28 protein-coding genes are annotated in these 25,978 nt (G+C 66.9%); 17 read left to right on the plus strand and 11 right to left on the minus strand.

Annotation, left to right across the window (positions count from 1 at the left end; genetic code table 11):
- Positions 1 to 61: 61 nt before the first annotated feature.
- Positions 62 to 772: a PIG-L deacetylase family protein gene (locus NRB20_RS09385; RefSeq protein WP_153409505.1), complete on the plus strand. Its 711-nt coding sequence runs from the start codon at positions 62 to 64 to the stop codon at positions 770 to 772.
- A 28-nt stretch (positions 773 to 800) separates the two neighbouring features.
- Here NRB20_RS09385 and NRB20_RS09390 read toward each other — a convergent pair whose 3' ends face one another.
- On the minus strand, positions 801 to 1,457 hold the full coding sequence (locus NRB20_RS09390) for an HD domain-containing protein (RefSeq protein WP_227833340.1): 657 nt from the start codon (positions 1,455 to 1,457) through the stop codon (positions 801 to 803).
- Between the two features lie 219 nt (positions 1,458 to 1,676).
- On the opposite strand from NRB20_RS09390, the gene NRB20_RS09395 reads away from it, so the two are divergent.
- The 11 genes from NRB20_RS09395 (at position 1,677) to NRB20_RS09445 (ending at position 13,612) form a co-directional block, all read left to right on the plus strand.
- Positions 1,677 to 2,840 (plus strand): glycosyltransferase, encoded by a 1,164-nt coding sequence (locus NRB20_RS09395; protein WP_153409507.1) that lies wholly within the window; start codon positions 1,677 to 1,679, stop codon positions 2,838 to 2,840.
- A 23-nt stretch (positions 2,841 to 2,863) separates the two neighbouring features.
- A complete protein-coding gene (locus tag NRB20_RS09400; RefSeq protein ID WP_319944666.1) occupies positions 2,864 to 3,058 on the plus strand; it encodes a DUF3046 domain-containing protein in 195 nt (64 codons plus the stop codon).
- Positions 3,059 to 3,918: 860 nt separating this feature from the next.
- Positions 3,919 to 4,782, plus strand: a complete 864-nt coding sequence (locus NRB20_RS09405) for an MlaE family ABC transporter permease (RefSeq protein WP_153409509.1) — start codon at positions 3,919 to 3,921, stop codon at positions 4,780 to 4,782.
- Positions 4,782 to 5,636 carry an ABC transporter permease gene (locus NRB20_RS09410; RefSeq protein ID WP_153409511.1) on the plus strand — a complete coding sequence of 285 codons (855 nt, stop codon included), beginning with the start codon at positions 4,782 to 4,784 and terminating at the stop codon, positions 5,634 to 5,636. The genes NRB20_RS09405 and NRB20_RS09410 overlap by 1 nt, the downstream gene beginning before the upstream one ends.
- 3 nt (positions 5,637 to 5,639) lie before the next feature.
- Complete coding sequence (locus NRB20_RS09415; protein ID WP_153409513.1) at positions 5,640 to 6,947, plus strand: MlaD family protein; 1,308 nt, start codon at positions 5,640 to 5,642, stop codon at positions 6,945 to 6,947.
- Positions 6,944 to 7,981: an MlaD family protein gene (locus NRB20_RS09420; protein WP_153409515.1), complete on the plus strand. Its 1,038-nt coding sequence runs from the start codon at positions 6,944 to 6,946 to the stop codon at positions 7,979 to 7,981. The genes NRB20_RS09415 and NRB20_RS09420 overlap by 4 nt, the downstream gene beginning before the upstream one ends.
- 8 nt (positions 7,982 to 7,989) lie before the next feature.
- Positions 7,990 to 9,039, plus strand: coding sequence for an MCE family protein (locus NRB20_RS09425; protein ID WP_319944667.1), 1,050 nt, complete (start codon positions 7,990 to 7,992; stop codon positions 9,037 to 9,039).
- Positions 9,036 to 10,196 (plus strand): MCE family protein, encoded by a 1,161-nt coding sequence (locus tag NRB20_RS09430; RefSeq protein ID WP_153409517.1) that lies wholly within the window; start codon positions 9,036 to 9,038, stop codon positions 10,194 to 10,196. Before NRB20_RS09425 ends, NRB20_RS09430 begins: the two co-directional genes overlap by 4 nt.
- On the plus strand, positions 10,193 to 11,386 hold the full coding sequence (locus tag NRB20_RS09435; protein ID WP_153409519.1) for an MCE family protein: 1,194 nt from the start codon (positions 10,193 to 10,195) through the stop codon (positions 11,384 to 11,386). The genes NRB20_RS09430 and NRB20_RS09435 overlap by 4 nt, the downstream gene beginning before the upstream one ends.
- Entirely contained in the window at positions 11,383 to 12,639 is a 1,257-nt protein-coding gene (locus tag NRB20_RS09440; protein WP_153409521.1) for an MlaD family protein, read from the plus strand. Before NRB20_RS09435 ends, NRB20_RS09440 begins: the two co-directional genes overlap by 4 nt.
- 46 nt (positions 12,640 to 12,685) lie before the next feature.
- Positions 12,686 to 13,612 carry a hypothetical protein gene (locus tag NRB20_RS09445; RefSeq protein ID WP_153409523.1) on the plus strand — a complete coding sequence of 309 codons (927 nt, stop codon included), beginning with the start codon at positions 12,686 to 12,688 and terminating at the stop codon, positions 13,610 to 13,612.
- Between the two features lie 24 nt (positions 13,613 to 13,636).
- Here the strand turns inward: NRB20_RS09445 and NRB20_RS09450 are convergent, their stop codons facing one another.
- Together NRB20_RS09450 and NRB20_RS09455 are read right to left on the minus strand one after the other, a co-directional pair.
- On the minus strand, positions 13,637 to 14,038 hold the full coding sequence (locus NRB20_RS09450; protein ID WP_153409525.1) for a DUF427 domain-containing protein: 402 nt from the start codon (positions 14,036 to 14,038) through the stop codon (positions 13,637 to 13,639).
- Positions 14,039 to 14,133: 95 nt separating this feature from the next.
- Positions 14,134 to 15,381, minus strand: coding sequence for an amidohydrolase family protein (locus tag NRB20_RS09455; RefSeq protein WP_319944668.1), 1,248 nt, complete (start codon positions 15,379 to 15,381; stop codon positions 14,134 to 14,136).
- Between the two features lie 295 nt (positions 15,382 to 15,676).
- Here NRB20_RS09455 and NRB20_RS09460 point away from each other — a divergent pair, with 295 nt between their 5' ends.
- From NRB20_RS09460 to NRB20_RS09475, 4 genes are all read left to right on the plus strand, one after another.
- Positions 15,677 to 16,150, plus strand: coding sequence for a MarR family transcriptional regulator (locus tag NRB20_RS09460; protein ID WP_153409529.1), 474 nt, complete (start codon positions 15,677 to 15,679; stop codon positions 16,148 to 16,150).
- A gap of 131 nt (positions 16,151 to 16,281) precedes the next feature.
- Positions 16,282 to 16,884 (plus strand): hypothetical protein, encoded by a 603-nt coding sequence (locus NRB20_RS09465; RefSeq protein WP_319944669.1) that lies wholly within the window; start codon positions 16,282 to 16,284, stop codon positions 16,882 to 16,884.
- A gap of 125 nt (positions 16,885 to 17,009) precedes the next feature.
- The gene (locus NRB20_RS09470) at positions 17,010 to 17,312 is read left to right on the plus strand and encodes a hypothetical protein (protein ID WP_153409531.1); all 303 of its coding nucleotides are present in this window, start codon (positions 17,010 to 17,012) and stop codon (positions 17,310 to 17,312) included.
- An 18-nt stretch (positions 17,313 to 17,330) separates the two neighbouring features.
- Positions 17,331 to 17,657 carry a DUF4286 family protein gene (locus tag NRB20_RS09475; protein ID WP_153409532.1) on the plus strand — a complete coding sequence of 109 codons (327 nt, stop codon included), beginning with the start codon at positions 17,331 to 17,333 and terminating at the stop codon, positions 17,655 to 17,657.
- Between the two features lie 184 nt (positions 17,658 to 17,841).
- On the opposite strand, the gene NRB20_RS09480 is transcribed toward NRB20_RS09475, so the two are convergent.
- Both NRB20_RS09480 and NRB20_RS09485 read right to left on the minus strand, forming a co-directional pair.
- Positions 17,842 to 18,048 (minus strand): ferredoxin, encoded by a 207-nt coding sequence (locus tag NRB20_RS09480; protein WP_319944670.1) that lies wholly within the window; start codon positions 18,046 to 18,048, stop codon positions 17,842 to 17,844.
- On the minus strand, positions 18,045 to 19,352 hold the full coding sequence (locus tag NRB20_RS09485; RefSeq protein ID WP_153409534.1) for an NADH-ubiquinone oxidoreductase-F iron-sulfur binding region domain-containing protein: 1,308 nt from the start codon (positions 19,350 to 19,352) through the stop codon (positions 18,045 to 18,047). Before NRB20_RS09485 ends, NRB20_RS09480 begins: the two co-directional genes overlap by 4 nt.
- 89 nt (positions 19,353 to 19,441) lie before the next feature.
- Between NRB20_RS09485 and NRB20_RS09490 the strand changes: the two genes are divergently transcribed.
- Positions 19,442 to 19,909, plus strand: a complete 468-nt coding sequence (locus NRB20_RS09490; protein WP_153409536.1) for a hypothetical protein — start codon at positions 19,442 to 19,444, stop codon at positions 19,907 to 19,909.
- A gap of 17 nt (positions 19,910 to 19,926) precedes the next feature.
- Here NRB20_RS09490 and NRB20_RS09495 read toward each other — a convergent pair whose 3' ends face one another.
- The 6 genes from NRB20_RS09495 to NRB20_RS09520 all read right to left on the minus strand — a co-directional run bounded on the left by NRB20_RS09495 (position 19,927) and on the right by NRB20_RS09520 (position 25,786).
- A complete protein-coding gene (locus NRB20_RS09495) occupies positions 19,927 to 20,796 on the minus strand; it encodes an alpha/beta fold hydrolase (RefSeq protein ID WP_153409538.1) in 870 nt (289 codons plus the stop codon).
- A 12-nt stretch (positions 20,797 to 20,808) separates the two neighbouring features.
- Positions 20,809 to 21,198 carry a Rieske (2Fe-2S) protein gene (locus NRB20_RS09500; protein WP_153409540.1) on the minus strand — a complete coding sequence of 130 codons (390 nt, stop codon included), beginning with the start codon at positions 21,196 to 21,198 and terminating at the stop codon, positions 20,809 to 20,811.
- Positions 21,198 to 22,343: an amidohydrolase family protein gene (locus tag NRB20_RS09505; RefSeq protein WP_153409542.1), complete on the minus strand. Its 1,146-nt coding sequence runs from the start codon at positions 22,341 to 22,343 to the stop codon at positions 21,198 to 21,200. Before NRB20_RS09505 ends, NRB20_RS09500 begins: the two co-directional genes overlap by 1 nt.
- A gap of 10 nt (positions 22,344 to 22,353) precedes the next feature.
- Positions 22,354 to 23,448 (minus strand): amidohydrolase family protein, encoded by a 1,095-nt coding sequence (locus NRB20_RS09510; RefSeq protein ID WP_153409543.1) that lies wholly within the window; start codon positions 23,446 to 23,448, stop codon positions 22,354 to 22,356.
- Between the two features lie 22 nt (positions 23,449 to 23,470).
- Positions 23,471 to 24,841 carry a cytochrome P450 gene (locus NRB20_RS09515; protein ID WP_319944671.1) on the minus strand — a complete coding sequence of 457 codons (1,371 nt, stop codon included), beginning with the start codon at positions 24,839 to 24,841 and terminating at the stop codon, positions 23,471 to 23,473.
- An 84-nt stretch (positions 24,842 to 24,925) separates the two neighbouring features.
- Positions 24,926 to 25,786, minus strand: coding sequence for a mycofactocin-coupled SDR family oxidoreductase (locus NRB20_RS09520; protein WP_319944672.1), 861 nt, complete (start codon positions 25,784 to 25,786; stop codon positions 24,926 to 24,928).
- Between the last annotated feature and the right edge of the window lie 192 nt (positions 25,787 to 25,978).

The following is a 25,978-nucleotide window of genomic DNA, read 5'->3' on the forward strand; positions in this document are numbered from 1 at the left end:
GGGCCGCCCGGGAATTCGTTCCGGGCGGCCCGTTCGCATGCGCGGTGCTTCAATGGGACCCATGGAACAGGTACCCGAGGACTGGCAGACCGGACTCGTCATCGCCGCGCATCCCGGCGACATCGAGTACGAAGCCGCGGCCGCGGTGCATCGATGGACCATGCAGGGCAAGCGGATCCGCTATGTGCTGGCGAGTCGCGGCGAGGCGGGGATCGCGGGACTACCCCCGGCGCAGACCGGTCCGCTGCGGGAGAAAGAGGAGGTCGCCGCGGCGAAGGCGGTCGGGGTGTACGACGTGGAATTCCTCGACTACCCGGACGGCCGGATCGAGGAGAGCCTCGCGCTGCGCCGGGATCTGGCGCGGGCGATCCGGCGGCATCGCCCTGAGATGGTCGTACTGTTCGACTTCCGCGACACCTGGGCGCCCGGGCGGGCCAACAGCGCCGATCACCGCGCGGTCGGGCGGGCCGCGCTGGACGCGATCGCCGATGCGGCCAACGAGTGGATCTTTACGGAGTTGAGCGGTCTGCCGATCTGGACGGCGCGGTGGGCGGCGGTGACCGGACAGGCCGCCACGCACGCCGTCGACGTCACCGATTCGATCGCGGCCGCGACGGAAGCCGTTCTGGCGCATAGTCGTTATCTCGCGGCGCTGGGGCCGGCGCCGGTTGCGGTGCGGGCGCGGGAGATCGTCGAGAACGCCACGGCGGCGGTCGACGGGTTCGCGGCCGAGCGGGCGACCGGGTTCGAGCTGTTCTACATTCGGGGCTGAATTGCGCTGTGGCCGTGGCTGATTCGCGCTACGTCTGTTGCTGCGCCGCCGCGACCCGTTCGATCACCGGACGCCAGAATTCCAGAGGCGCCACGGCGAGTCCGACGATCTTGCCCGCATCGTCGGCCCGGCGCAGGGTGAGTGCGGCGGTGAAATCCGGATCGGCTTCGAATGCGGTGGCTTCGGCGGGTGTCATCGGGCCGCCCTGAGTGACCAGGGTGCGTCTGCTCGAGTCGGACAGTGTCGCGGTGTGGTGCGAATCCGTCGCTGCCAGATAGCGTTTCGCGACGACGTGCAGTTCGACCAGTCGCGCCACATGCTCACCGAGCAGCCCACGCACCGCGTCCGCGCCGGTCCGGCCGTGTCCGGCGTCGTCACCGGGAACCAGCAGGTGGCCGATATCGTGCACCAAACCCGCGACCTGGAGTTCCTCGTCCTCGGGATGATCGCGCCGCAACAGCTCCGCGCACTGCCGATCATGATCGAGAATATCCACCGGATCACCGCTGCGATCGGGCATATCCCAGGCATTCGCGCAGGTCGCGAGCAGGAACATCAGTTCGTCCACGGATTCGGGCGCGGGTAGTGCGGCCCGTTGTTCGTGCGTCGCGTCGCGCATGGGTCGTGCTGCGTGCTGCTCGCTCATGGTGCCGGGCATGCGGTGTGTGGTTCGCTGCTCGCTCATAGTGCCAGGCGTGGGGTGCGTTGGGTTCTGCTCACGCATTGTGGTGGGCGCGCGGCGTGTGGTGTCCTGCTCGCTCACGGTTCTCCTCGCCTCGGTGTTTGTCATGGTAGCCAGCGGACGTGCTTGGTTGCTGTGTGTAGCAGCATCATCGAGGGCGGTGCGGGGGTGGGGTGGGGCCGGGCGCCTGCGGGGGTTGCGGGGGTGTGGCAGGGTGGGTGGATGCGAGTTGCTGTGGTCGCGGGACCGGATCCGGGGCATGCGTTTCCGGCGATCGCGTTGTGTCTGCGGTTGCTGGCGGCGGGGGATGAGCCGGTGCTGTTCACCGGGCCGCGCTGGCTGGATGTGGCGCGGGCGACGGGGATCGGGGTGCGGCGGCTCAAGGGGCTCGCGCCGCGGCCGCAGGACGACGAGCTCGATGCCGGAGCGCGCATTCACGAACGCGCCGCGCACATTTCCACCGAGATCCTGCCCGAACTCGGGGCGATGCTGCCGGAACTGGTCGTCTCCGATGTGCTGACCGTCGGCGGCGGGATGGCGGCCGAACGGATCGGGGTGCCGTGGGTGGAGCTGTCCCCGCATCCGCTGTATCTGCCGTCGAAAGCGTTGCCGCCCATCGGAAGTGGGCTCGCGCCGGGGGAGGGCTGGCGCGGGCGGGCACGGGATGCGGTGCTGCGCGGGATGACCGGGCGCGCGATCGCGCGCGGGGACCGTCAGCGGGCGGCCGCGCGCGCGAGTGTCGGTCTGCCCGAACAGGATCCGGGTCCGGCCGCCCGGCTGATCGCCACCCTGCCCGCGCTCGAGGTGCCGCGACCCGATTGGCCGGACGAGGCGCACGTGATCGGGCCGCTGCTGTGGGAGCCGACCACCGAGACGCTGCCGCTGCCGCCCGGGGACGATCCGCTGGTCGTGGTCGCGCCCTCGACCGCGCAGACGGGTGTGTCCGGGATGGCGTCGACGGTGCTCGAGGCGCTGGACGGGGTGGGTGTGCGGGTCGCGGTGTCGACCCTGGATACGCCGCCCGCGGACCTGCCGCCGTGGGCCACCGCCGGACTCGGACGGCAGGACGAACTGCTCCGGCACGCCGCGGTCGTGGTCGGTGGCGGCGGGCACGGTCTGCTCGCGAAATCGCTGCTGGCCGGTGTGCCGATCGTGACTGTCCCGGGCGGCGGGGATCAGTGGGAACTGGCCAATCGTGCTGTGCGCCAAGGGGTTTCGCTGCTGGTGCGGCCGTTCACCGTCGAGGCCGCGCGGTCCGCGGTCCGCACGGTCCTGGCCGAGCCGTCCTTCACCACCGCCGCGCGGGCCGCCGCCGCGAGCGCCGCCGAGGTCGACGATCCGGTCGAGATCTGCCATCGCGTCTTGGACCGCGCCCGCTTCCGCTGAGCACGACCTGTAGCCTCGACACGGTGCGGTTGACGGAATTCCAGGAACTGTTGCATACCGAGTTCGGGGTGTCCCGCGGCGACGTCCTGCTATCCGATCACGTATTACCCGCCATGGGCGGCCGCACCGGCGCACAGGCCATCGAGGACGGCGTCGACCCGCGCGACGTGTGGCGCGCGCTCTGCGGAGAATTCGACGTCCCCCGCGGTCGCTGGTAGTACTCCCCGCTGTTTCCCGCTGGGTCGAGGCTCACGAGTGTCTCGATCCGAACCCTCCGGGCATGGATGACGTAGTCACCCCTGTCGATCTGCTTCGAATGATGACGGCTGTCCGGTCCGGACGGTAACTCCCGCGCGGATCCGAGCGGCATTCGGGCGGATTTGATCGAACGTGGGGTGGGCCGGGGTCCGGGGGCGGATCATCGTCGGCGGAGATGGCTGTCCGTACAGGTGTCGGTTATGCATTTCCGGCATTACTCGGCGGCTATGGGTGATGTTGCTGTGCCGGGTTCGGTGGTGCGTGGGGTGGCGGGGTGTGTGGTCGGTTCCGGTGGCGGACAAGCGGTTCCGGTGTGGGCGTGTGGCGAGCCCGGAAGGGCAGATCAGCGGGCGACCGAGGGGTTGCCGGAGGCGGTTTCGGGCTGCTCACGGACTTGGCCGGAATCGAAGTGAAAATGGAGCTTCCGCCAGACGGAAATGCTACTCTCGTCACTTGACAGATCAGGAGAACGTGCATGTTTGGTACTGGAAGTGCACGCCGGGGCGTCGATCGGGGGTTGTCGGGTGAAGTTCGAGGGTGTTGCCCGGGCCGGAATGTTGCTACAGTAACTGTGTTACGGAGGTAACATTCTCGCCTGAGGAGAATGACGCTTCCTACTCCAGGAGGAGGCGGACGCCGGGGTAACCCCCCGACGGATCCGCCTCACCGATGCCGGGCCAGCGCACAGCCCCGTGCTGCCCGAGCGCTCGGCATGCTGCGTCGGTCGCGCAACTCGCGGTTGCGGCATGGAAGTACGCCGGATCAGGGAGGAATCGATGACCGACAGTGCCGAACCCGTAGCAAGTGAAGTGAGGCCGTGATGAGCGCACCAGCGGCCGGAATGGATGTTGCCGGGCAGTCGGCGGTCGGTGAGATCAAGCGGTGGATCGCGGGATATCTGCGACGCCACCCGCTGGCCTCCCTGGAAACCGTTGGCGCACAAGTCATTCTGGCGGTGCAGGCGGTGCGGTACCTGTGTGTCGACATCGTCACCGGGCAGTTCCCGTTCCGGGAGTTCGTGCAGCAGGCCACCTTCATGGCCAAGACCGCGGTGGTGCCGACCGTCGCGGTGGCGCTGCCGATCAGCGCGACCATGTCGATCCAGTTCGGCCTGCTGGCCGGACAGGTCGGCGCGACGTCGCTGGCCGGCGCGGCGGGCGGGCTCGCGGTGATCCGCCAGGTCGCCCCGCTGGTCACGGCGATTCTGCTGGCGGCGGCGGTCGGCTCGGCGATCTGCTCGGACCTGGGCGCGCGCACCATCCGCGAGGAGATCGACGCGATGGAGGTCATGGGCGTCTCGGCGCTGCGGATGCTGGTGGTGCCCCGGCTCGCGGCCGGAATCCTGGTCGCGATGGGCCTGACCGGTTTGAGCTGTTTCGTCGGATTTCTCGGCGGATATCTGTTCAACGTGTACGTGCAGAATGGCGTCCCGGGTAGTTATCTGGCGACGTTCTCCTCCTTCGCGACCATCGGTGATCTCTGGCTGGCAATGGTCAAGGCCATCACCTTCGGCATCATCGTCACGCTCGTGTCCTGCCAGAAGGGATTGAGCACCAAGGGTGGTCCCGGCGGTGTGGCGAATTCGGTGAACGCGGCCGTGGTGGCCTCCATCGTGCTGCTGATGATCGTGAACGCCGGCTTCACCGAGTTGTACACCCTGCTGTTTCCGAGGACAACGCTCTGATGGCATCCAGATATTATTTTCCGGGCACGAAAACTGCCCTGGTGGCCGGTAACGCGACGGCCGTCCCGGTCATGCGGCTGGGCTACATGGCCACATTCTTCTTCCGGATGATCGGCGGAATTCCGGTGGTGCTGCGGCATTATCGGGCCGAATTCCTGAAGATCCTGTCGAATGTGACCTGGGGCAACGGCTCCATCGTGGTCGGCGGCGGCACCGCGCAGGTGATCCTGGTGCTGGGGGCCGCGGCTGGCGTGGTCGTCGGCATCGAGGGTTTCAGCGCGCTGAAACTGCTGGGTATGGCCCCCGCGACGGGCATGATCGCCTCGACCGTGGCCACCCGCGAACTCGCGCCGATCATGGCCTCGATCGCGTTCGCGGCCCAAGCCGGATGCCGGTTCACCGCGCAACTGGGATCCATGCGGATCGCCGAGGAGATCGACGCACTGGACTCGATCGCGATCCGCCCGATTCCCTATCTGGTGACCACGCGCATGCTGGCCTCGATCGTGGCGATGATTCCGCTGTATCTGGCCTGTCTGGCGGTCAGTTATCTCGGCGTGGAAATCGTCGTCGGGGTGGCGGGCGGACAGTCGCCGGGCACTTACGAACATTATTTCCGACTGGTACTGAGCGGGTCGGACATAATCTATTCCCTGGTGAAGGCGATCGTCTTCGTCGTCACCACCACGACGATTCAATGCTATTTCGGCTTCTACGCCTCGGGCGGCCCGCAGGGCGTCGGGGTGGCGGCCGGACGGGCGATGCGCGCGAGTATCACCGTGATGATCTTCGTGGATCTGATGTTGACCCTGACGCTGTGGGGTTTCAACTCCGGCGCGAGAATCAGCGGGTAGCCGATGTCCATTGCATTCGAATCCGACGGCAAGGTTCTGCCCAATTGGAAGCTTTTCCTGCGCGGGCTGGGATTCCTGATCGTGCTCGTGGTGATCGGGGTGGCGATGATCGCCCGATCGCAGGGCGTATTCGACAAGACCGTGCAGGTCACCGCCGATCTGGTGAACGTCGGCGACGGCCTGCCCAGTAAATCCGATGTGAAGTACGAGGGCGTGCTGGTCGGCATGGTCGACAGTGTCACCCCGGCCACCGACGGCGGGCCCAATCAGGTGCACATCTCGCTGCTGCCGCAGTACTCCTCGGGCATTCCCGGCACGGTGACCGCGCGGGTGGTGCCCAGCAACGTGTTCGCGGTGCCCTCGGTGCAGTTGGTCTACAACGGTCAGGGCCGTTCGCTGGCCTCGGGTGCGCACATTGCCGAGGATCGCAGCCTGGCGACCGTGCGGTTGCAGACCTCGCTGACCGCGCTGGACAAGATCGTCGCCGCGGCCGGACGGTCGGAGTCCGATCCGGTGCTGGGCATCCTGACCACCGTCGAGCAGGCCACCGCCGGACACGGCGCGCAGGCCGCGCGCGCGGGCGCCGAGCTGACCCGAATCGCCCAGGCGCTCAACGGAGTCATGGCCCCGGACGGCACCGCGCCGATGCTCGGCACCCTCGCCGACGCCCTGGCCGGACTGCGCGATTCGGCGCCGGATCTGCTGGGTGCGGTGCACAATGCGGTCGGCCCGCTGCGCATGGTCGCCGAACAGCGAGATCAGTTGACCACCTTGCTCGGTGGCGGCCTGACCACCACCGGCACCATCGGCGCGGCCCTCGAGCACAACACCGGCACGATCACCGGACTCACCGGCAAGTTCTCCCCGGTGCTGGACGTATTAGCAAGGGGCAGTGCGAATTTCACCCAGATGACGACCTCGGAGACGATCCTGTCGAGTAAATTCCGCACCCTGTGGCATCCCGACGTGCAGAACATGACCGCCAAGGTCATCATCGAACTCACCCCGCACAAGCAGTACACCCGCGCCGACTGCCCGCGCTACGGCAATCTGGTCGGCCCGAGCTGCGCGACCGGCCCGGCCGGTGGACCCACCATCGTGGCCCCGCACACCGCGCCCGCGAGTTACACCGGCGGCAATGTCGGTGACACCGGAAGTCCGCGCGAGCAGCGGCAGATCGCCGCGCTGCTGGGCGGAAAGCCCAATGCCGCAACGGATCTGATCGTCGGTCCGCTGCTGCGGGACAACTCGGTGACGGTCACCCCGGCCTCGGACACGCAGCCCGCCGTCCCGTCAGGAGCGCACCGATGAGCTATCGCAAACCGCTGATCTGGCTGATCATGTTCCTGACGGTCTCGATCCTGCTGACCTGGACGGTCTATATCACCTTGGCGCGCAGCGTGAGTGGTCGCACCGACTCGTATTCGGCGTTGTTCACCGACGTGTCGGGCCTGCATTCGGGCGATGACGTCCGGATGGCGGGCGTGCGGGTCGGCCGGGTGAAAACTGTTGCGCTGCAAGGGATCAACGCCAAGGTGACCTTCGAGGTGCAGCACGATCAGGTGCTGTACGGCAACACCTCGGCCTCGATCACGTACCAGAACCTGATCGGGCAGCGCTATGTCGGTCTGTCCCTGGGCAACTACGGCGATCCGAAGGTGCTGCCGCCGGGCGGGCAGATCCCGATCGCGCACACCGAGCCGTCCTTCGACATCTCCAAGCTGCTCAACGGATTCGAGCCGCTGTTCAGCGTGCTGGATCCGCAGCAGGTGGACAACATCACCCAGGCGGTAGTGCGGTCGCTGCAAGGGGACAACGGTGCGATCACCTCGCTGATCTCCCAGACTTCCGAACTGGCACAGTCACTTTCGGGTCCGGATCAGATTCTGGGGCAGGTCATCGACAACCTCGCCGAGGTGATGTCGGATCTGGCGAAACAGAGCGGGAACCTGCAGACCGTCGTGCAGCAGACGCGCAAGATCTTCGACGGCCTGTCGCAGGATCGGGACGCGCTGTTCAACCAGGTCAGCTCGATTTCCGCGGTGGTGGGCCGGGCGGCGGCGGTGGTGCGCGGCTCGGCGCCGGCGATGAACGACTTCGTCGTCCGCCAACCGGGATTCGCGCAGCATTTCATCACCAACAAACAGAAGTTCGCGTACCTGGGCTTCAATCTGCCGTACATGCTGAAGGGGCTGTCCCGGATCACCAATACCGGCGCCTACCTCAACGCGTACGTCTGCAATGTGCAAGTGAGCGCCGTTCCCGGCATCGATCCGCTGATGTCGCAGATCCTCGGGATGACGACGCCCAGTGGCAAGGTCGAGAATTCGGCGATCTGTCGATAGGGATCATGGTGAGAAGACTCGGACACATGTGGCAGCGGATGCGTCGGCGTCCGCTCGAGGAGTACGGCACACTGCGGATCGGCACAGTCGCGATGGTGGTACTCGCGGTCGTCGTCGGTGTCACGGTCTTCGTGAACTCACTACATCTGGGCGATGACAGCTATACCGCGAATTTCGCTCAGGCAGCGGGGGTTTCGGCGGGGGACGCGGTGACATTGGCCGGGATCCAGGTCGGCACGGTCACCGGGACCAAGCTCGACGGCGATCACGTGGTGCTCACCATGAAGCTGCACCGCGATCTGCCGCTGGGCAAGGACACCAAGGCCGCGATCAAGCTGACCACTCTGCTCGGATCGCGGTACGTCGAATTGCGGCCCGGGGGTGCGGGGCATCTGCGCGACAACGTGATTCCGTTGTCCGCCACCGAAGTTCCCTACGATCTGCAAGCCGCGCTGGCCAATGCCACCACCACCTTCGGCGGGATGGACGCGGATCGGATCGCGAAATCCATGCAGGAGCTGAGCACACAGTTGCAGGGCACGCCGAAACTGGTGCCGCAGGTGTTGCAGAACGTCAGGGATCTGGCGACCGTCATCGCGGATCGGCGCGATCAGCTGGGTTCGCTGCTGACCAGCACCCAGCAGGTGACCGATGTGCTGGTGCAGCAGAAGGCCGAACTCGCCCAGTTGATCGGGCAGGGCCGGAATGTGTTGTCGCAGATCATCTCCCGGCAGGCGGCGGTGGTGAATCTGCTCAATGCCACGACGACGCTGATCCAGCAGCTCGAACCGATCGCGGTCGGTGATCGCGCCGAAATACAGCAGCTGCTCACGAATCTGCGGCAGATGACCGGGATGCTGGCCGGACACGACGATCTGCTGCGCAACCTGCTACAGATTCTGCCCGTGCCGTGGCGGTTGTTCGCCAATGCCACCGGAACCGGTCAGGAATTGGTCGGTAACGGCCCGGACGGCGCGTTCATCGATTCGTTCATGTGCGCGCTGAGCGGATACGCGCAGAAGGTGAATCGGCCCACGTACCTGAAGGATTGCAAATGAGTACCGTGGGCCGCGCGCTGAAGCTGCTGCTCGTGCTGGTCACCGGTGTCGCGGTGGCCGGATGTTCCAGCGGGCCGGTCGGGAATCTGGTCGACTCCTCGATCACCGTGACCGCGAAATTCACCTCCGCCAACGGGCTGTACAAGGGCAATACCGTTGCGGTGCTGGGGATGAAGGTCGGCAAGGTCGTCTCGGTGACCCCGCATCCGACGTATGTGGACGTGACGATGCAGGTGGACAAGTGGGTGAAGATTCCGGCCGACGCGATGGCTGTCACGGTCTCGGATTCGCTGCTCACCGATCGGCACGTGGAATTCACGCCGGTCTATCACAGCGGTCCGACGCTGGGTGACCACGCGGTGCTGGGCACCGATCGCACCCGCACGCCGGTCGAGTTCGACAGCCTGCTCGCCATGGCGGACAAGCTTTCCCAGTCGCTGGGCGGGGACGGCAAGGGCAACGGGCCCGTCGCGGGCCTGCTCGATGTCAGCTCGCAGATCGCCACCGGGAACGGTAAGGAGATGCGGGACGCGATGACCGAGTTGTCGCGCGCGCTGCGCATGGGTTCGGACAACGGCGCCGCGACCAAGGACGCGGTGACCAAGGTCGTGCGGAATCTGGACGCGCTGACCTCCGCGGCCTCGCGCAACGATCAGCAGATCCGCGAATTCGGTTCGGGCGTGGACACTCTCAGCGGAATCCTGGCCGATCAGAACCTGGGCGCGGGGGATACCGGTAAGAAGCTCAACCAGATTCTGGTGCAGGTCACCGATCTGCTGCAACGCAATCGGGACAACCTGCACGGCCTGGCGACCAATACCGACACCGTCACCAAGTCGATGGCCGACTACAACGACAATCTGGCCGAGTTCCTGGACATCTTCCCGATGGTCACCGACAACGTCTACAACGCGATGGACACCAATATCGGCGCGTTGCGCGGCACCGTCGGCCTGGACAAATTCCTGCTGGACGGCCAGATGGTCAAGGAGGTCTGCAACCTCCTGCAACTGCACAATCTGGGCTGCGCGACCGGCACCATGCGCGATATGGGACCGGACTTCGGCATCGGCCAGATGCTCGCGGCCATGGCGGGAGCTCCGGGCGCGGCGCAGCCCGGTGGTCCGGTGAATCAGCAAGGGGTACCGAGGAAATGACGATATTCCGATCCAGGCGACGGTTGGCTGGTCTCGCGGCGATGGTGGTGCTGTCGAGCAGCGCGTGTTCGGTGAGTCTGGACAAGTTGCCGCTGCCCGCGCCGGGGGTGGGGGCCGATTCCTATTCGCTCACAGCGACTTTCGCCAATGCGCTGAATCTGCCGACCAAGGCGAAGGTGCGGCTCAACGGCGCCGATATCGGTGAGGTCGAGTCGATGCAGGCGAAGAATTACACGGCTCTGGTGCATATGCGCATCAAGTCCGGGGTGTTGCTGCCGACGGGGACGTCGGCCGAATTGCGTTCTGCCACACCGATGGGCGATGTGTTCGTCGCGCTGACTCCGCCCGCGCATCCGGATCCGGACGCGCCCCGGCTGGCCGACGGCGCGAGTATTCCCGAGCAGTCCACCGCCGCGGCCGCGACCATCGAAGAGGTGCTCACCCGGGCCGCACTGCTGGTCAACGGTGGTGCGATCGAGAACGTCACCACGTTGGCGAACAGTCTCGGTGCGGCGGTCGGCGGGCGCGGGGACAAGTTGGCCCTGATGATCCAGCAGACCCGTCAGCTGGTGGACAGTCTGCTGGCTCGCACCGACCAGATCCGGAAAGTCCTGGCCACCACGAAGGATCTGAGTGCGACGCTGGCCGCGCATCGGCCCGATGTGAATGCCGCGGTGGCCGCGGCCGGGCCGGCGGTGCAGGTCATCGGCGACAATACGCAGCAGATCATCGATCTGGTCGGGCAGTTGAACGGGATCAGCCAGCAGTTGTCGCGGTATCCGTCGGTGCAGGGCAAGAACGATCTGAGCCTGATCAAATCGGTCAACGAGCTGGCCGCGAATATGAATGCGGCGGCGAACAATCCGAAGGCGAACCTCGATCCGCTCATCGCGATCCTGCCGATCGTGGTGAAGGTGACCGATGCGCAGTCCGCGCACGTGAACGTCGACATCGCGCGGCTGGCGATCGGCGCGACGCCGGACATCAATTCGCCCGGTGACGCGGGGTCGACCATGCCGACGCCCACGGATTGGACGAATTTCGTTGGGTCGCTGGCATATACGTTGAACCGGCTCAAGGATCGCGTGACGGTGCCGGGCGCCGCACCCGCACCGGGAGTGATTCCGGGTCTGATTCCGGTGCCGGGCGCCGTGACGAAACCGGGGACGACGACGGGACCGGGCCGATGAGCATCTCCGCGATATTCGAACCGCCCGCGCGCGCAGTGGTTTTCGGCGCACGCGCGCTGACCCGGCATCGGCTGCTGACCTCGATGGTCGGCCTGGTGCTGGTGTTCGTGCTGGGCGCGGGCTATCTGCTGCTGGGGTCGCTGAAGATCGATCCGCTGCACGCGCAGTACCAGGTGACGGTGCAGTTGGCGCAGTCCGGTGGGCTGCTGCCCAATCAGGACGTCACGTTGCGCGGCGTGCCGGTGGGACGCGTGCAGTCGGTGAACATCAACGGCGACAAGGTGATCGCGGTCGCGGCCATCGACAACGGCGTGCACATTCCGGTGGGCGGCGACGTGCGGGTCGCGGCGCTGTCGGCGGCGGGGGAGCAGTACCTGGACTTCCTGCCGACCACCGACAAGGGGCCGTATCTGACCGACGGCGCGGTGGTTGATCCCTCCCGCACCTCGACCCCGGTGCCGCTGGCCACCCTGCTCGATCACCTGAACGGTCCACTGCAACAGATGGATCCGGCGAAGCTGAAGGCCATCGAGGCCGAACTCGGCGTCGGTCCGCAGGGACCGGACAAGCTGGCCGCCATCCTGGACGGCGGCATGTTCATGGTCTCGACGCTGGATTCGGTGCTGCCGCAGACGGTTTCGCTGCTGCACAACAGTAAGACGGTGCTGACCACGATGAGTCAGGTGAGCCCGGGCCTGCGTAGGACGTCGCGGAATCTGGCCGAGGTGATGGCCGGTGTCGGCTCGATGACCGGCGGCTACCGGACCATGGTGAACGCCGTGCCCGGCCTGACCACCTCGATCGATCAGATCATCGCGGACAACTCCCCGACCATGGTGCAGTTGCTGGGCAATCTGGCCACCACCTCGCAGATGGCCTACCTGCACATTCCGGCGTTGAACGAATTCTTCTGGCCGCAGCAGCGCGCCGGTTCCGCGCTCGACGCCATCTCCTCGGCCTTCCACGACGGCGGCGTCTGGGCGGAGGTCGCCATCTACCCGCGCTCGACCTGCGACTACAACGTGCCGCGCCTGCCCGGTTCGGTCCCGAACTTCCCCGAACCGCTGCTGAACGCGCGCTGCACCAGCCCGGCGCCGAATCTGGTGCGCGGCGCGGCCAACGCGCCACGCCCGCCCGGCGACAACACCGCCACCGCACCGCCCGGCTCGAACCCGCTCCAGCGCGCGGATCCGACACCGACCGGCCCACTGTCGATCCCGACCCCGTACGGGGGCTCGCCCGCCCACAACTGACCCGCGTCGCGGTAACCAGCCCGAGACCCGACGAATGGAGATACAGATGAACGAGCACACCGCGTTGGTGACAGCGGAGCGCGATGCCGATCCATCGGCCGAGCTGGACGACGATGCCTCAGTGCGTGAGCAGGCCGCTGATTCCCTTGCCACAGAGGTGGATTCCAAGCTCGGAGTCGACCCTGAGCTCACCGGCTCCGATGCGGTCGAAGACCATGCGCAGAAGTCACCAAAGGACGAGGCAGGTGCTACGGAGAACTCGGCGGCCGTGCGCAAGTCGAAGGCCGCGGAGAAGAGGAACGCCGAGAAACCGACGGTGAAGCAGGATGCGGCCGCCGACGAGTCCACCGCCGTGACTAACTCCGTCGACACGGAGACGGTCGATGCGCATAGTGCTGCGGCCGAGGAGGATTCGGTCGACACCGAGACCGACGCCGAGGCACCCTCGAACGAAACCGACGCTGCGGCAGCGAAACCCCGCTTCCGGTGGCGCAGCCTGATTCCCCGCCCGCTCACCGCCGTCCTGCTACTCCTGCTGGTGGCGGCCATCGTCCTCGCGGCGGTGTTCGGCTGGAAACTGAAGGCGCGCAACGATGACGCCGCATCCGGGCAGGCCGCGCTGGCCGCGGCGAAGGATTACGCGGTCGCGTTGACGAGTATCGATTCGACCCACATCGACGGCGATTTCTCGACCGTGCTGAACGGCGCGACCGGCGAGTTCAAGGATATGTACAGCCAGTCCGCCACCCAGCTCAAACCGCTGCTGCTGCAGGCGAAGTCGGTGAGCAAGGGGCACGTGGTGGCCGCGAGCGTGCAGTCCGCGTCGAGTGATCACGCGGTGGTGCTGCTGTTCGTGGACGCCGAGATCACCAACGTGACCAACCCGACCCCGCGCGTGGACCGCAACCGCATCCTGATGACCATGGACCGCGTCGGCGGGCACTGGTTGGCCAGCAAGGTGGACCTGCCCTGACGAATTCGCCGGAAGTGCTTGCGGTCAGGGCTTTTTCGCGTACGGCGCGCTGACCGCGGGGGTGGCCACGCCGACCTCGACGCGTACCCGGTCCTGATAGAAGCCGAGATGTCCGCGGATCAGCGCGACCTCGGCATACGGTTCGGCGTACTCCCAGACGATCGGTTCGTCACCGTCGGCCGCCCGCCAGTATCGCGCGGTGCCCTTGAAGGGGCAGCGGCTGGTGAGGTCGATGGGGGTCAGCAGATCGAAACGCACATCCTCCTGGGGAATGTAGAACGCGATGCCGTGATCCTGTTCCGCGACCAGCAGACCCGCGCTGGTCTCGGCGAACACCCGATCCCCGGCGGTGACGCGGATCAGATTGCGGACCCGGGTCACCTCCACCCGGTAGTCCGGCCAGTCGACATATCCCGACGGTTCCATGTGTCATGCCTTTCTCGCAGCAGCCGCACTACCCCTGCACAACGCCGGAACCCGGCACCGGAATTCCTCCGATGCCGGGTTCGATACGTCCGCGATCAGCTCGCCCGGTAGGCCGCGGCGTACTCCTTGCGGGACCTGGTGGAGGTGTCCACGTCCTTGGCCTGCGCGCGCAACGCGCCCACGGTCGCCTGGTCCTTCGGGATGTGTGCGAACGGATCCCAGTTCAGGAAGCGGCAGGCGTTCTGCCAGGTGATCTTGTCGATATCCGAGTCGTCGGCGCCGACGGCCTGCAACTCCTCGAGCACGAATTCCGGCGCGTTGGGCCAGATCGAGTCCGAGTGCGGGTAGTCGCACTCCCACGCGATGTTCTCGATGCCGATCTCGTGCCGCAGCTTCAGCGACGTCTTGTCGGTGACGTAGCAGGCGACGATGTGCTCCTTGAACACCTCGCTGGGCAGCTTGCCGCCGAAGTCGCGACGCAGCCAGCGCTGGTTGGTGTAGTGCCGGTCGGAGCGGTCCAGGAAGAACGGGATCCAGCCCACGCCGCCCTCGGAGAACGCGACCTTCAGACCCGGGTAGGTGCGGAACGCCGGACCCCACAGCAGGTCCTGCGCGGCGATCAGCGAGACGCTGGGCGCGAGCACCATCAGGTTGTCGATCGGTGCGTTCGGGGCCAGGTTCAGCACCCGGAAGCCCTGTCCGATATGCAGATTCATCACGGTGCCGTGTTCGGCGAGGGCGGCCCACACCGGACCCCAGTACTCGCCGTCGTGGTAGCTGGGCAGGCCGTCCAGGTGCGGCAGCTCCGGCATGGACACCGAATGGCAGCCCTTCTCGGCGACGCGCTCGATCTCCGCGACGGCGAGCTTCGGGTCCCACAGCGGCAGGATCGACAGCGGGATGAACCGGCCCGGGTAGGCCCCGGCCCAGTCCTCGATGTGCCAGTCGTTGTACGCCTGGATCATCGCGACGGTGATCTCGTCCGGGAAGTGGGCCAGATGTCCGGCGCTGAACCCGGCGAAGGTCGGGAAGCACATGGAGGACAGGATGCCGTTGACGTTCATGTCGCGGATGCGCTCGTGCACGTCGTAGACGCCGGGCCGCATCTCGGCGTATCCGGCCGGGTCGTAACCCCATTCCTCGGCGGGCCAGGAGACCACGGCGTTGAGGCCGGTCACACCGGTCGGGCGGTCACGGTAGACCCATCGGTCGATGCCCTTGTCGTCGACGATCACCTTGGGGGCCAGATCGGCGTACTTCTTCGGGACATGGCCGTCGAACATGTTGATCGGTTCGACCACATGGTCGTCGATGCTCACCAGGATCATGTCGTCGATATTCACGGGACTCCTTGCTGGTTGTGCGGAATGTCGTAAGAGTCGACCTCGGCTGTCTCTCGGAGATGCGCAATCTCCACACATGAGAATGATACTCTCGCGCCCCTCTCGCCCGCCAGGGTGGCAGCCGATGTTGGGGAACGAGTCCTGTCTTGTCGCGATCGAAACCTCACGTTGCCGTCTGCGAGAATGCTATTCTCATTTCAGTTATACGAGTTCGGTCCCGGAGGCGTTTTCGATCGGTGTCGTTCTCGTCGAAGTTCCTTCGGGGGCCGGATGGATGGAGAAACAGGTGCGAACGATGACGTGCAGCACGCGAGCCGAGACCCTGAATTCGCTCCGCGAGAGCCTGCGCGTGCAGGCCACCCGGACGGTCGTGCTCTACTCGGCGGTCGCCGCCGATCTCGGCATCACCGTCGCGGATCTGACCTGTCTGAATCTGCTGTGGATGCGCGGGCGGCTGACGCCCGGGCGGCTCGCGGAGTTGCTCGGCATCGCGCGCGGCGGCGCCATTACCGCCGTGATCGATCGGCTCGAGCGCGCGGGTTACGTGCGGCGGACCCGTGATTCGGAGGATCGCCGCAGGGTGTGGGTGGAATTGGTGGCGGTGCGCGCGGAGGTTGCCGTGGCGCCGCTGTTCGGTGAACTGGCCGCGTTGGACGAGACGCTGCCGCAGGACGACGAGACGCTGGCGGCGCTGGTGGATTTCGTGCGCGACGTCAACGGGGCGCTGGCCCAGGCGACCGCGCAGGTGTCGGGTAATCGCGCGCTCTGAGCGGTCGGCGTGCGGCTCGATCGCGAGGTCGCGAAGGTGTTCGCACGCATCTCGTCAGAACGGCTCGCTTCGCTGGGGAGAATGTTATTCTCGCCGTGATGCCGCCCCGGCTCCGGCGAAGGATGGAAATCATGGTTGCTCACATCTCCGGTTCGCGCGATCAGGCTCTCGACGAGGTGTACTCGGTCGCGGGCTGGCGGGCGCACTCCCGTAAACACCTGCTGCGCTACCGGCTCGCGGTGGTCGCCTCCGATGCCGCGGCGGCCGTGCGACACGTCGGCGGCTGGATCTACGACCGGACCATGGCGGGCTGGGAGGTCACCGCCATGTTGGCCGACACCTCCGATGTGCGCCCGCTCCGGATTCTGGGCGCGGTCGTGCTGGACCTGGAGGATTCGCTGGCCTCGCCGGTGCACGACATCTGGCCGCACGCGGTGGCCGTCGCGCCGGAGATGATCGAGAGCGATCCGCGGGTGCGGCAGGGGGTGCTCGATTCACTTCAGCAGCGGCGCACGGAGATCGCGCTGTGGGGTGCGCAGCTGCCCGCCGATCTGGACGGCCGGCTGGAGCCCGCGCATCATCGGCTCAGTACCGCCGCGCGGGCGTTCAAGGGCGTCGCGCTGGCCGCCGCGGGGGAGCCGGAGGGGGAAGTGAGCGGCGTCGAGACGTTCCACTGCGGCGAACTGCTGCTCACGGGACTGTGGGGCGGGGCGGATCTCACCAGGACCGCCTGACGGATATGATATTCTCGTTTTGAGAGAATGGTAATTTCGTTGCGCCGGAGGGGATCCGTGCGGTCGCCGGAGCGGTGTCGTGGCGAAGTCGGACGCGGATCGTCGCGGCCGCGGAAAGGATCGCAATGGTCAAGAACGGCAATCGGCTGCGCAGTCAGGTGTGCGATACCGAGGTGATCGTGGTGCGGGCTGCGGACAGCCTCGCGGATCTGCGTGCCGGAGGTGTTCCTATGATCCCGATCGACGGGAAGCCGGAACCGGGTGCGACGGCGGCCGCCGAGCTGAGCGAGGGCAATCTGCTGGGCAAGCGGTACGTCGACGAGTCCGGGGCCGAGGTGCTGGTGACGAAGGCCGGTGCGGGCACCCTGAGCGTCGGCGCGACGCCGCTGGCGCTCAAGGAGGCCAAACCGCTTCCCGCCAGCGACTGAACCGGAAGGGATTCCGCCATGAACTCCAAGATGCTCGTATTCTCCAATGCCGTTGCCGGACAGGATGATGCGTTCAACGACTGGTACGACAACGTGCACCTCGCCGAGGTGGTCGAGGTGCCCGGCGTGATCAAGGGTGAGCGGTACGAGATCGCGCCCAGCGCGCTCGGCGGTGGCGGCGAGCCCCCGCATCGCTACCTCGCGGTGTACGAACTCAGCGGCGATCCGGACGAGGTTGCCAAGGCGTTCGGCGCGAAGGCGGCCACCGGGGAGATCAAGCTGAGCCCGACGCTGGACATGTCCACGTTGTCGGTGCAAATCTGGCGTGCTCGCGGTACGGACTGAGTTCCGAAGAGGTCGAAAAGCTTGTGGCCCGGCGTGATTCGCCGGGCCACAGGTGTTTCACCTTGTGTAGGAAACGGGTTCGTCACCGATGATTGCAGCGGGACCGGTGACAACAGGCGGACCGGCGATGATGGGCGGCTCGGTGCCGCGCCGCCCATCGTGGTGCCGAAGCTGTTGCGGTGGATCAGGATTCGGGTTCGCTCATCCGGATGATGGCGTGGGCCGGGCAGTCGAACAGGGCGCGCAGTACGCCGTCGCGGTCGGCGGGATCGACGACGCCGTCGCCCTCGAGCGAGGCGTAACCCCAGTCATCGAGGGAGAAGTAGCCGGGGGCGTGGGCGGCGCAGGCGCCGAAGCCGTCGCAGAGCGTGCGGTCGAGTCGAATCTTCACGGCACCAGGACCTTTCGGGCGTCGAACGGGCGATCGGCTCGGTACATCTGTTGCGCGCAGTCCGGGCAGTTGCCCGCGAGGTGGGCGGTGATCTCGGCGGGGAATCTGCTCAGCAGGGTGGCGGCGGTGTTGCACGCGCCGTCCAGGGTGCCGCAGGCGCCGCGACCGCGCAGCACCACCGACCAGCGTTGCAGGCGTTCGAGATCCGCGTCGGTGGCCCGGCCGTCGCGCAGGGCGGCGGCGACCGCGGCCATGGCGGCGGTGCCGTTGAAGCAGGAGCCGCACTGTCCGGCGTTCTCGCGGTCGAAATATTCCAGCACCGCGGCGGCCACGGCGACCGGGCATTCGCCGGTGAGCAGACAGATCGCGCCGCAGCCCAAGCCGTAGCCGAGGCCGCGGATGGATTCGTGATCGAGGGTGGCGTCCAGGATCGCGCGATCGGCGATTCCCGAGAAGTAGCCGCCCATCAGCGCGCCGCGCACATCCTGGGGTGAGATGCCGTGCAGGGCAAGCAGATCGGTGAACGGCGTGCCGTGCGGGAGTTCGTACAGGCCCGGACCGCGACCGCCGCCGGTGAGCGTGACCAGGAAGGTGCCGGGGGATTCGGGCGTACCCGTCGCGCGGAACGCCTGGCCACCGTGCCGATGGATGTAGGGGAGATTCGCCAGGGTCTCGACATTGTTCACCGCCGTGGGCAACTCGTCCACGCCGGATTCGAACGGCCGCGGCGGTTTGTCCGAGGGTTTGGCCGGGCCGCCGTTGATCGCGCGGATCGCGGCGGTCTCCTCACCGGCCACGTAACCCGGTGCGACGGTGACCAATTCGATGCGCACATCGGCGATTCCGGCGTCGTCCAGTTCGGTCAGCGCGGCGTCGACACGCTGTGCGGCCTCGGGATCGGAGAGGTATACGTACGCGTACCGCGCACCCGCCACCGCGGCGGCCAGGCGCAGCCCGTCCAGCACCAGATGCGGGCGGTGGCACAGCAGCCAGTGATCCTTGAGCGAGGCGGGTTCCCCCTCCTCACCGTTGGCGACCACGACGGTCGCGCGGCCGCGCAGGTGCGCCGCACGCACCGAATCCAGTTTGATCGCCGTCGGGAACGCCGCGCCGCCGCGTCCGCGCAGACCGCTGTGCCGAATCTCCGCGAGCAGCTCCGCCGCCGAGTCGAGCGCGCGGTAGCCCCCGCTCGCGCGATAGGCCGACAGGTCCTCGACCGCCGCTCCGGCGCGCAGCAGACGCGGTGTGACACCGGGCGCGGCGACCGGGGCGAGTACCTCGGGTTGGTTTGGAATATCTTGCATGACAACCTCTTTCGGCTGGAAACAGGCCAGTGGACGGAAGTCGGTCACGGGCTGGCAGCGACGCCGCGCCGGTGGTTACGCTGGCCGACATGAGAACCGCAGTGCTGCGTATCGATGTCGACCCGGCCCGGGAACTGACGGTGGAACGGTGGGGGCGGGGGATGGGCGCCCTGCGCGAGAACGCCGCGACGCTCGCCGCCGAAATCCTCGGCGACAGTGCGGAACTCCCGGTGCGCCGCGAGGTACAGATGCTGATCGACACCGACGACGCCGACGCCAGTATGAGTGAAGCGATTCGACTGTGCGCCAAGGCATTCGGCACCGAACCGACGGCCTCGACGATCACCTACGTCAGCCGCGGCACCGACGACGACGCGCACGGCGTACTGGCCGGTTTCGGCCTGACCGGCGAGGTGGCGCGCGAGCCCGGCACCGATGGTTTCGACATCGTGCACGTCACGCTGCGCGCGGCCGACCTCGAACGCATCCCCGAGAGCCGGATCCACACCGCGCTCGAGGCCGCACTCAACTGCGAGGTCCGCATCGGCACCCGGTGAGGGGCGGGCGGCCACCGTCATGGGCGGTCCAGGAATTCCAGGATCGGCGGGGCCGCCAGCACCCAGGTGTCGAACATGTTGTAGTGATCGACCCGCCCGGCGACCTGATCCTCCATCGCGCGTTCCCAGGCGTCCTCGGGCCACGGCGGTTCGATGACGGTCGAGTTCGCGATCAGGCAGCTCACCTCGAGCGAGGTCCGTTTGGGATGATCCAGATCGCCAGCCCCACCGCGAATGATCAAGGTGGGCACCGTGATTCGATCGAACATCTCGTCGTCCACCCCGGCGATGGTCTGCCCGGGTTTGGACACGTACGCGTTGAGCCAGCGCAGCGACAGCTTGATGAACTCGTCCCGATCCAGCTCCCGCAGCCGCTGTTCGTTGCGCGGATTGACCGCCACCCGCTCCCGCCATTCGCGCAGCTTCGGCAGGGCCGCGGTGCCGCCGCCGCGCACGGCCTGCAAACTCGGCAGCACGTAGTACGCGCCGAGATTGAACGTCCCGTAGATGCCGCCGACGATATTCCAGAGCGCCAGTTTGGTGACCCGCTCCGGATACAGCATCGTGGTCAGCATCGAATCGCGCGCGCCGCCCGAACCGCCCGCGAGGATGCACGGACCCTCGCCCAGCGCGCCGAGCAGGCTGTTCAGCGTCTCGGCGCGCATATGCGATTCGGACTGCCCGTAGAACTGCACATCCGAGGCGCCGCAGTTGGGCCGATCCCACAGCAGCACCCGATAGCCGCCGGCCACGATCGCCTCGGCCAGCGGGCGCAGTCCCGGAATATCCATCCCGAACCGGCCCCCCGGCGTCAGCACGACCAGATCGCCTGTGTCGCCGAGCATTTCGTAGACGACCTCGCCGCCGTTCACCGTCACCGAAGCCATGGGCTCCCTTTCTCAGGCCAGCACGACGACCGAGTCCCCGACGATCCGCACCGGATAGGTGCGGATGCTCCACTCGGGTTTGACCGCCGTCGTTCCGGTCGCCAGTTCGAAACCCCACTGGTGCCAGGGGCAGTAGATGTATTCCTGATCGCGCACCATCACCTGATCGCCGGGCACCGATTCGTCGACGACGGTGCGTCCGCGCGCGCGGCCCGAACACAGCGGACCGCCCTCGTGCGGACAGTAGTTCGCGATCGCGTAGAACGTCCCGTTGACGTTGTAGACCCCGACCCCGTGCCGCCCGATCGGCACCACCTTGGACGATCCGGGCGGAATCTCCTCGACCGTCGCGACGACGTGCTCACGCCCCTGCGCCAGGCGAGGCGGATGCTCCTCGGCCATCAGAACACCCGTCGCTGTCCGTCGAGCGCGGGCACCGTTTCGGGCAGGTGGTAGGTCTCGATCCCGTTGAGGTACATGACCTTGTCGCGCGCATGCACCGGCAGATGTTTGACCAGCCAGCGCGGATCGTCGAACGTCCAGTGCGGATAATCCGAGGAGAACAGCAGGATCTTGTCCGCCTCCATCCACTCGAACGCCCGGGTCAGCTCGGTCTTGTCCTCGGGATAGTCCAGCGGCTGCGTGGTGAACCGGATGTGTTCCTTGACGTAATCCGAAGGCTTGCGCTTGATTCCGGTGAAGGAGCCGCGCGCGCGGTGGATCGCGTCCATCCGCCACATCAGCGGCAGAATCCAGGTGAAGGCGTGCTCCACGAACACGATCCGCAGCGTCGGATACCGGTCGAACACGCCGTCGAAGATCAGGCTCATGATCTGATTCGCCGCGAGCATCGAGTACGTGACCATGAAATCGTGGTTGTAGCTGGGGAATCCGACCGGCGGCATCGGCATCGTCTCGTACGCGCCACGGCTGAGGTGGCAGCTGACCGGCAGATCGTGTTCGACCGCGGCGGCCCAGATCGGGTCGTACCGCGCATCGCCCCAGGACGGTCGCGGTTCGGCCTTGATCAGGATCTGCGACATGTAGGGATGCCCGGCCCAGTCCCCGATCTCGCGCACCGCTTGGCCCGGGTCGTCGATGGCCACGCAGATCGAACCGCGCCAGCGCTGATGCCAGTTGTTCTTCGCGTCCAGCCAGTGATTGGCGAGCCAGTGGTTGATCCCGGTCGCCATGGCCGAGGTCGCCTCGGGCAGCCGGGTGGCCTTCACGGTCGGTTCCAGGATGGCGATATCGGATCCGGCGTCGATGATCAGCTGCCGGAACGCCAATTCCGGGTCGCTGCCCGGGAATTCGCCGCCCTCGGGGAAGGTGTCCACGCGCATCGCGTAGCTGTGCGCGTAGTCGGGCGCGTCGTAGACGATGGTGTCGCCGACGCGGTGACTCAGGAAGTACGAGGTGCGGTACGGCTCGGGGATGTACTCCAGGAGTTCCCCGCGCCGCGGCACCGGGTGCACGTCCGAGTCGACCACCCTGACCGGGGTCTGCTCCGCGGCCGGTGCGCGATGCTGTTGATGAGCCAGCGTCATGACCTCTCCTTCACACGGTGGCCGATGCGGCCGGTACCTCGATGCCGTAGAGCCGGGATGCGTTGCGCCAGCACACTTTCTCGCGCTGCTCGGGGGTGAGTGCGGACGGCAGTTCGTCGATGTCGGCGCAGTGCCAGTGCGGGTAGCTGGAGCCGAACATCAGCATGTCCTGTTTGCCGGTGAAGTCGAGCCATTCGCCGGCGAAATCGGCCTCGCCCGGACCGTCGATGCTGTTGTGCACGAAGTAGATGTGTTCGGGCAGATAGTCACTCGGCATGCGTGGGGCCCAGGGGGTCTGCTCGAGATGCGGCCGCCCGAAGGTGTCCATCCGCCAGATGATCGGCGTGAGCATGTCCGCGGCGCCGTCGGCCCAGACGAATCTCAGCTCCGGGATCCGCTCGAACACGCCCTCGGCGATCATGTTCATCAGGTGATAGATGTAGTTCAGCGAGGTGAAGCCGAAGTACTGCTCGTAGGTGCGGGTGTGTCCGGACGGCGTCGGCGGCAGGCCGACGCTCTCCCCGGTCTCGCTGTGCACCGCCACCGGCAGGCCCGCGTGCGCGGCGGCCTCCCACAGCGGCCAGAACTGTGGTTTGCCGTACAGCTCCCGCGACTGGAGCGGCACGCCGATCTGCACGATGCCGGGATGGCTTGCCCACCTGTCGATTTCGCGCAGCGCGCCGGAGATGTCCTCGGGATTCACCCGCAGCGTGCCGCGGAAGCGGTCGGCGTACGGATTGTCCTCGAGCCAGCGCGAGACCATCATCTCGTTGTGCGCGGAGAGCATGGCCGTGGTCAGATGCCGGTCGGGCAGGATGCCGCGCGTCATCGGGTGCAGCACGGCCACATCCACGCCGCGCCCGCCGAACAACGCCTCGCCGACCAGTTCGGGATCCGAACCCGGGTACTGCTTGTTCGGGCCGCGGGTGCCCGGCGCGTATTCCCCGCCGGGTGCGCCGTACCAGTCCATCTCCACGTCCGGGATGCCCCGGCTGGCGAACGGTTCACGCAGGAATCCGCGCATGTCCCGGTTCGAGCGGAAGAAGATGTGCACGCTCGCGTCGATGACGGGGATGCGGGTCCCGTCGGCCAGTAATCTGCTCATCGGTTCACTCCCGGTGCGCCGCTCAGGTCCAGTCGATCCGCGCGATATCGGGGCGCTCGGTCACGGGTGCGGCGAGTTGCTGTGTGTCGCAGACCTTCTGGAGTTTCTGGATGGTCTCCTCGAGCCCCGGGCCCAGGCGCTTGCCGGGGGTGAAGGTGGCCGGGAGGTTCCGCATACCCTGGATGACGCCGATGGTCTCGTAGTGCACGGTGCCCTCGGGGTCGCACTGGTAGTCCGGCATCCGGTCCAGCACGGCGGTGAGCATCTTCTTGAACACCGCGCGCGCCACGTTCGAGCCGATGCAGCGGTGGATGCCGAGTCCGAAACTGAAGTGGCGGTTGCCCCTTCGGTCCAAGTCCACCGTGTTCGGGTCCGGGAAGACCTGCGGATCGCGGTTGGCCATCGCCCAGGACAGCCACAGCCGGTCGCCCTCGGCGAACTGGGTGTTCGCGACGGTGACGTCGGAGGAGATGGTGCGGCCGTCGCCCGGTGCGGGGGTGAAGTAGCGCAGGAATTCCTCGGTGGCCGGATCGAGCAGGTGCTCGCGTTCCTTGCTGAGCGTTTCGCGCTGATCGGGGTTCTGCGACAACCACTCCAGCGAATGCGCGGTGAGCGCGGTGGTGGTGTCGAAGCCGCCGCCGATGAGCAGGCCCAGCATGCCCAGGATCTCCAGATCGGGCGCGGGCTCGCCGTCGATGCGGAGTTTGATCAGGCCGTCGACCAGGCCGGGACGCGGGCTGGCCTTGATCTCGATCAGGCTGTTGAGCAGGTCCAGGCCCATCGCGCGGTGCATCTCGGCCACGCGCGCGGCGTCGGGGGAGCTCTCCGGGGTGTAGACCGCCGCGTGCACCGGCTCGCTGTACATCGACCAGCGGTCCAGCGGGATGCCCAGCATCGCCAGAGTCAGTACCGCCGGAACGATATTCGCCATATCGTCCACGAAATCGATGCGGCCGGACTCGATCTTCTCGTCCAGGGCCGCGCGCACGATCTCGTCCACGACCGGATCCCAGCGCTTGACCGCGGCGGGGGACAGGTACGGGTTCAGCACCTGCCGGTACAGCCGGTGCTCGGGGTCGTCCATCTCGAGCATGCCGCCGCGCACGGCCTGCGCGCGCCGGGCGGTCGGGATCGAGATCCCTTTGTAGCCATTGCGATCGCCGGTCACGTCGTGGTCGTTGGAGACGTGCGGGCAGCGCGCGAGTTCGAAGACCGCCGTGCTGTCCGCGGCCACCCAGTGCCCGCCGTGCGTGTCGCTCCAGGCGACCGGGCACGTGGCCTGCATCTCCTGGGTGATCTCCTCGAACCGGTGCCGGTATTCGGGGGTGTGCCGGTCGAAGCTGTACCGGATCTTCTTGCGGTCCTGGTCGACGGTGGTGTCTTCGATGCTCACGTTGTTCTTCCTCCGCAGCTCACGGATTTAGCCGCACCCTCGCGACCACCTGGTGGGTGATGCGCGAGGGCGCGGTCCGGGGGATCACAGGTGGTGTTCGTACAGCTTCAGGTAGCCGCCGCCGTCGACACGCATCTGCATGCCGGTGACGTACCGCGCCTCGTCGGAGGCCAGATAGAGCACGGCGTTGCTGATGTCCTCGGGCTCGACGTAGGGGATGAGCATGGACTGCTGCACGCCGAACACCGGTTCCGCGTCGGCGCGGGTCGGGTGCTCGAGGTCGGGGCGGAACGAGCGGTACATCGGCTCGCTCTGCAACATCGGGGTGTTGCAGTTGGTCGGGTGCACGACGTTGGCGCGGATGCCGCGCTCGGCGAGCTGGCGCGCGAGGTCGTAGACGTAGGCGGTCAGCGCGCGCTTGGAGTGCACGTAGGCCGAGCCGCCCGGATCCTTGCCCGGCTGATCGACTTTGGAGATGTCCATCAGGGCGGCGGTGGAACCCGTCGCGATGATCGAGGCGCCCTCGCTCAGGTGCGGGATCGCGACCTGGATGGCGTTGATGGTGCCGATCAGGTTCGTGTTGATCACGTCGATCCACGCCTGCATCGGCGGCTGGCCCTTCATACCGGCGATACCGGCCTGGGCGACGACGATGTCCAGCCGCCCGAGTTCGGCGATGCCGGTCTCGACCGCCGCCTGCAACTGTTCCGCGCTGCGCACGTCCGCCTTGGCGGTCACCACCCGGCGACCGGCCGCGGAGACCAGTTTGGCGGTCTGCTCGAGGTCCTCGGGCCGCGCCAGCGGGTATCCGACGGTCGAGATGTCCTCACACAGATCCACCGCGATGATGTCGGCGCCCTCCTCGGCGAGGCGGACCGCGTGACTGCGACCCTGCCCGCGCGCGGCACCGGTGATGAACGCGACCTTGCCTTCAACACGTCCCACAGCTGACTTCCAATCTCTCTCACCGGGATGGCGCTGCCGCCGCGACGGATCTCCGTCCCCGCTGGTTGCCGCAGCGGCCGATGCGTACGACATCGGCCGCTTCATGATCTCGCCATAGAAGAATTTTCCTTGCGGTGGAAGAGAACATTACTCTCGCGCCGAAGTTGCCGCAAGGGTCCGAGAGTGGCACTC

Origin of the sequence: Nocardia macrotermitis, from assembly GCF_009604405.1 — a bacterium.
GTDB classification, from domain to species: domain Bacteria; phylum Actinomycetota; class Actinomycetes; order Mycobacteriales; family Mycobacteriaceae; genus Nocardia; species Nocardia macrotermitis.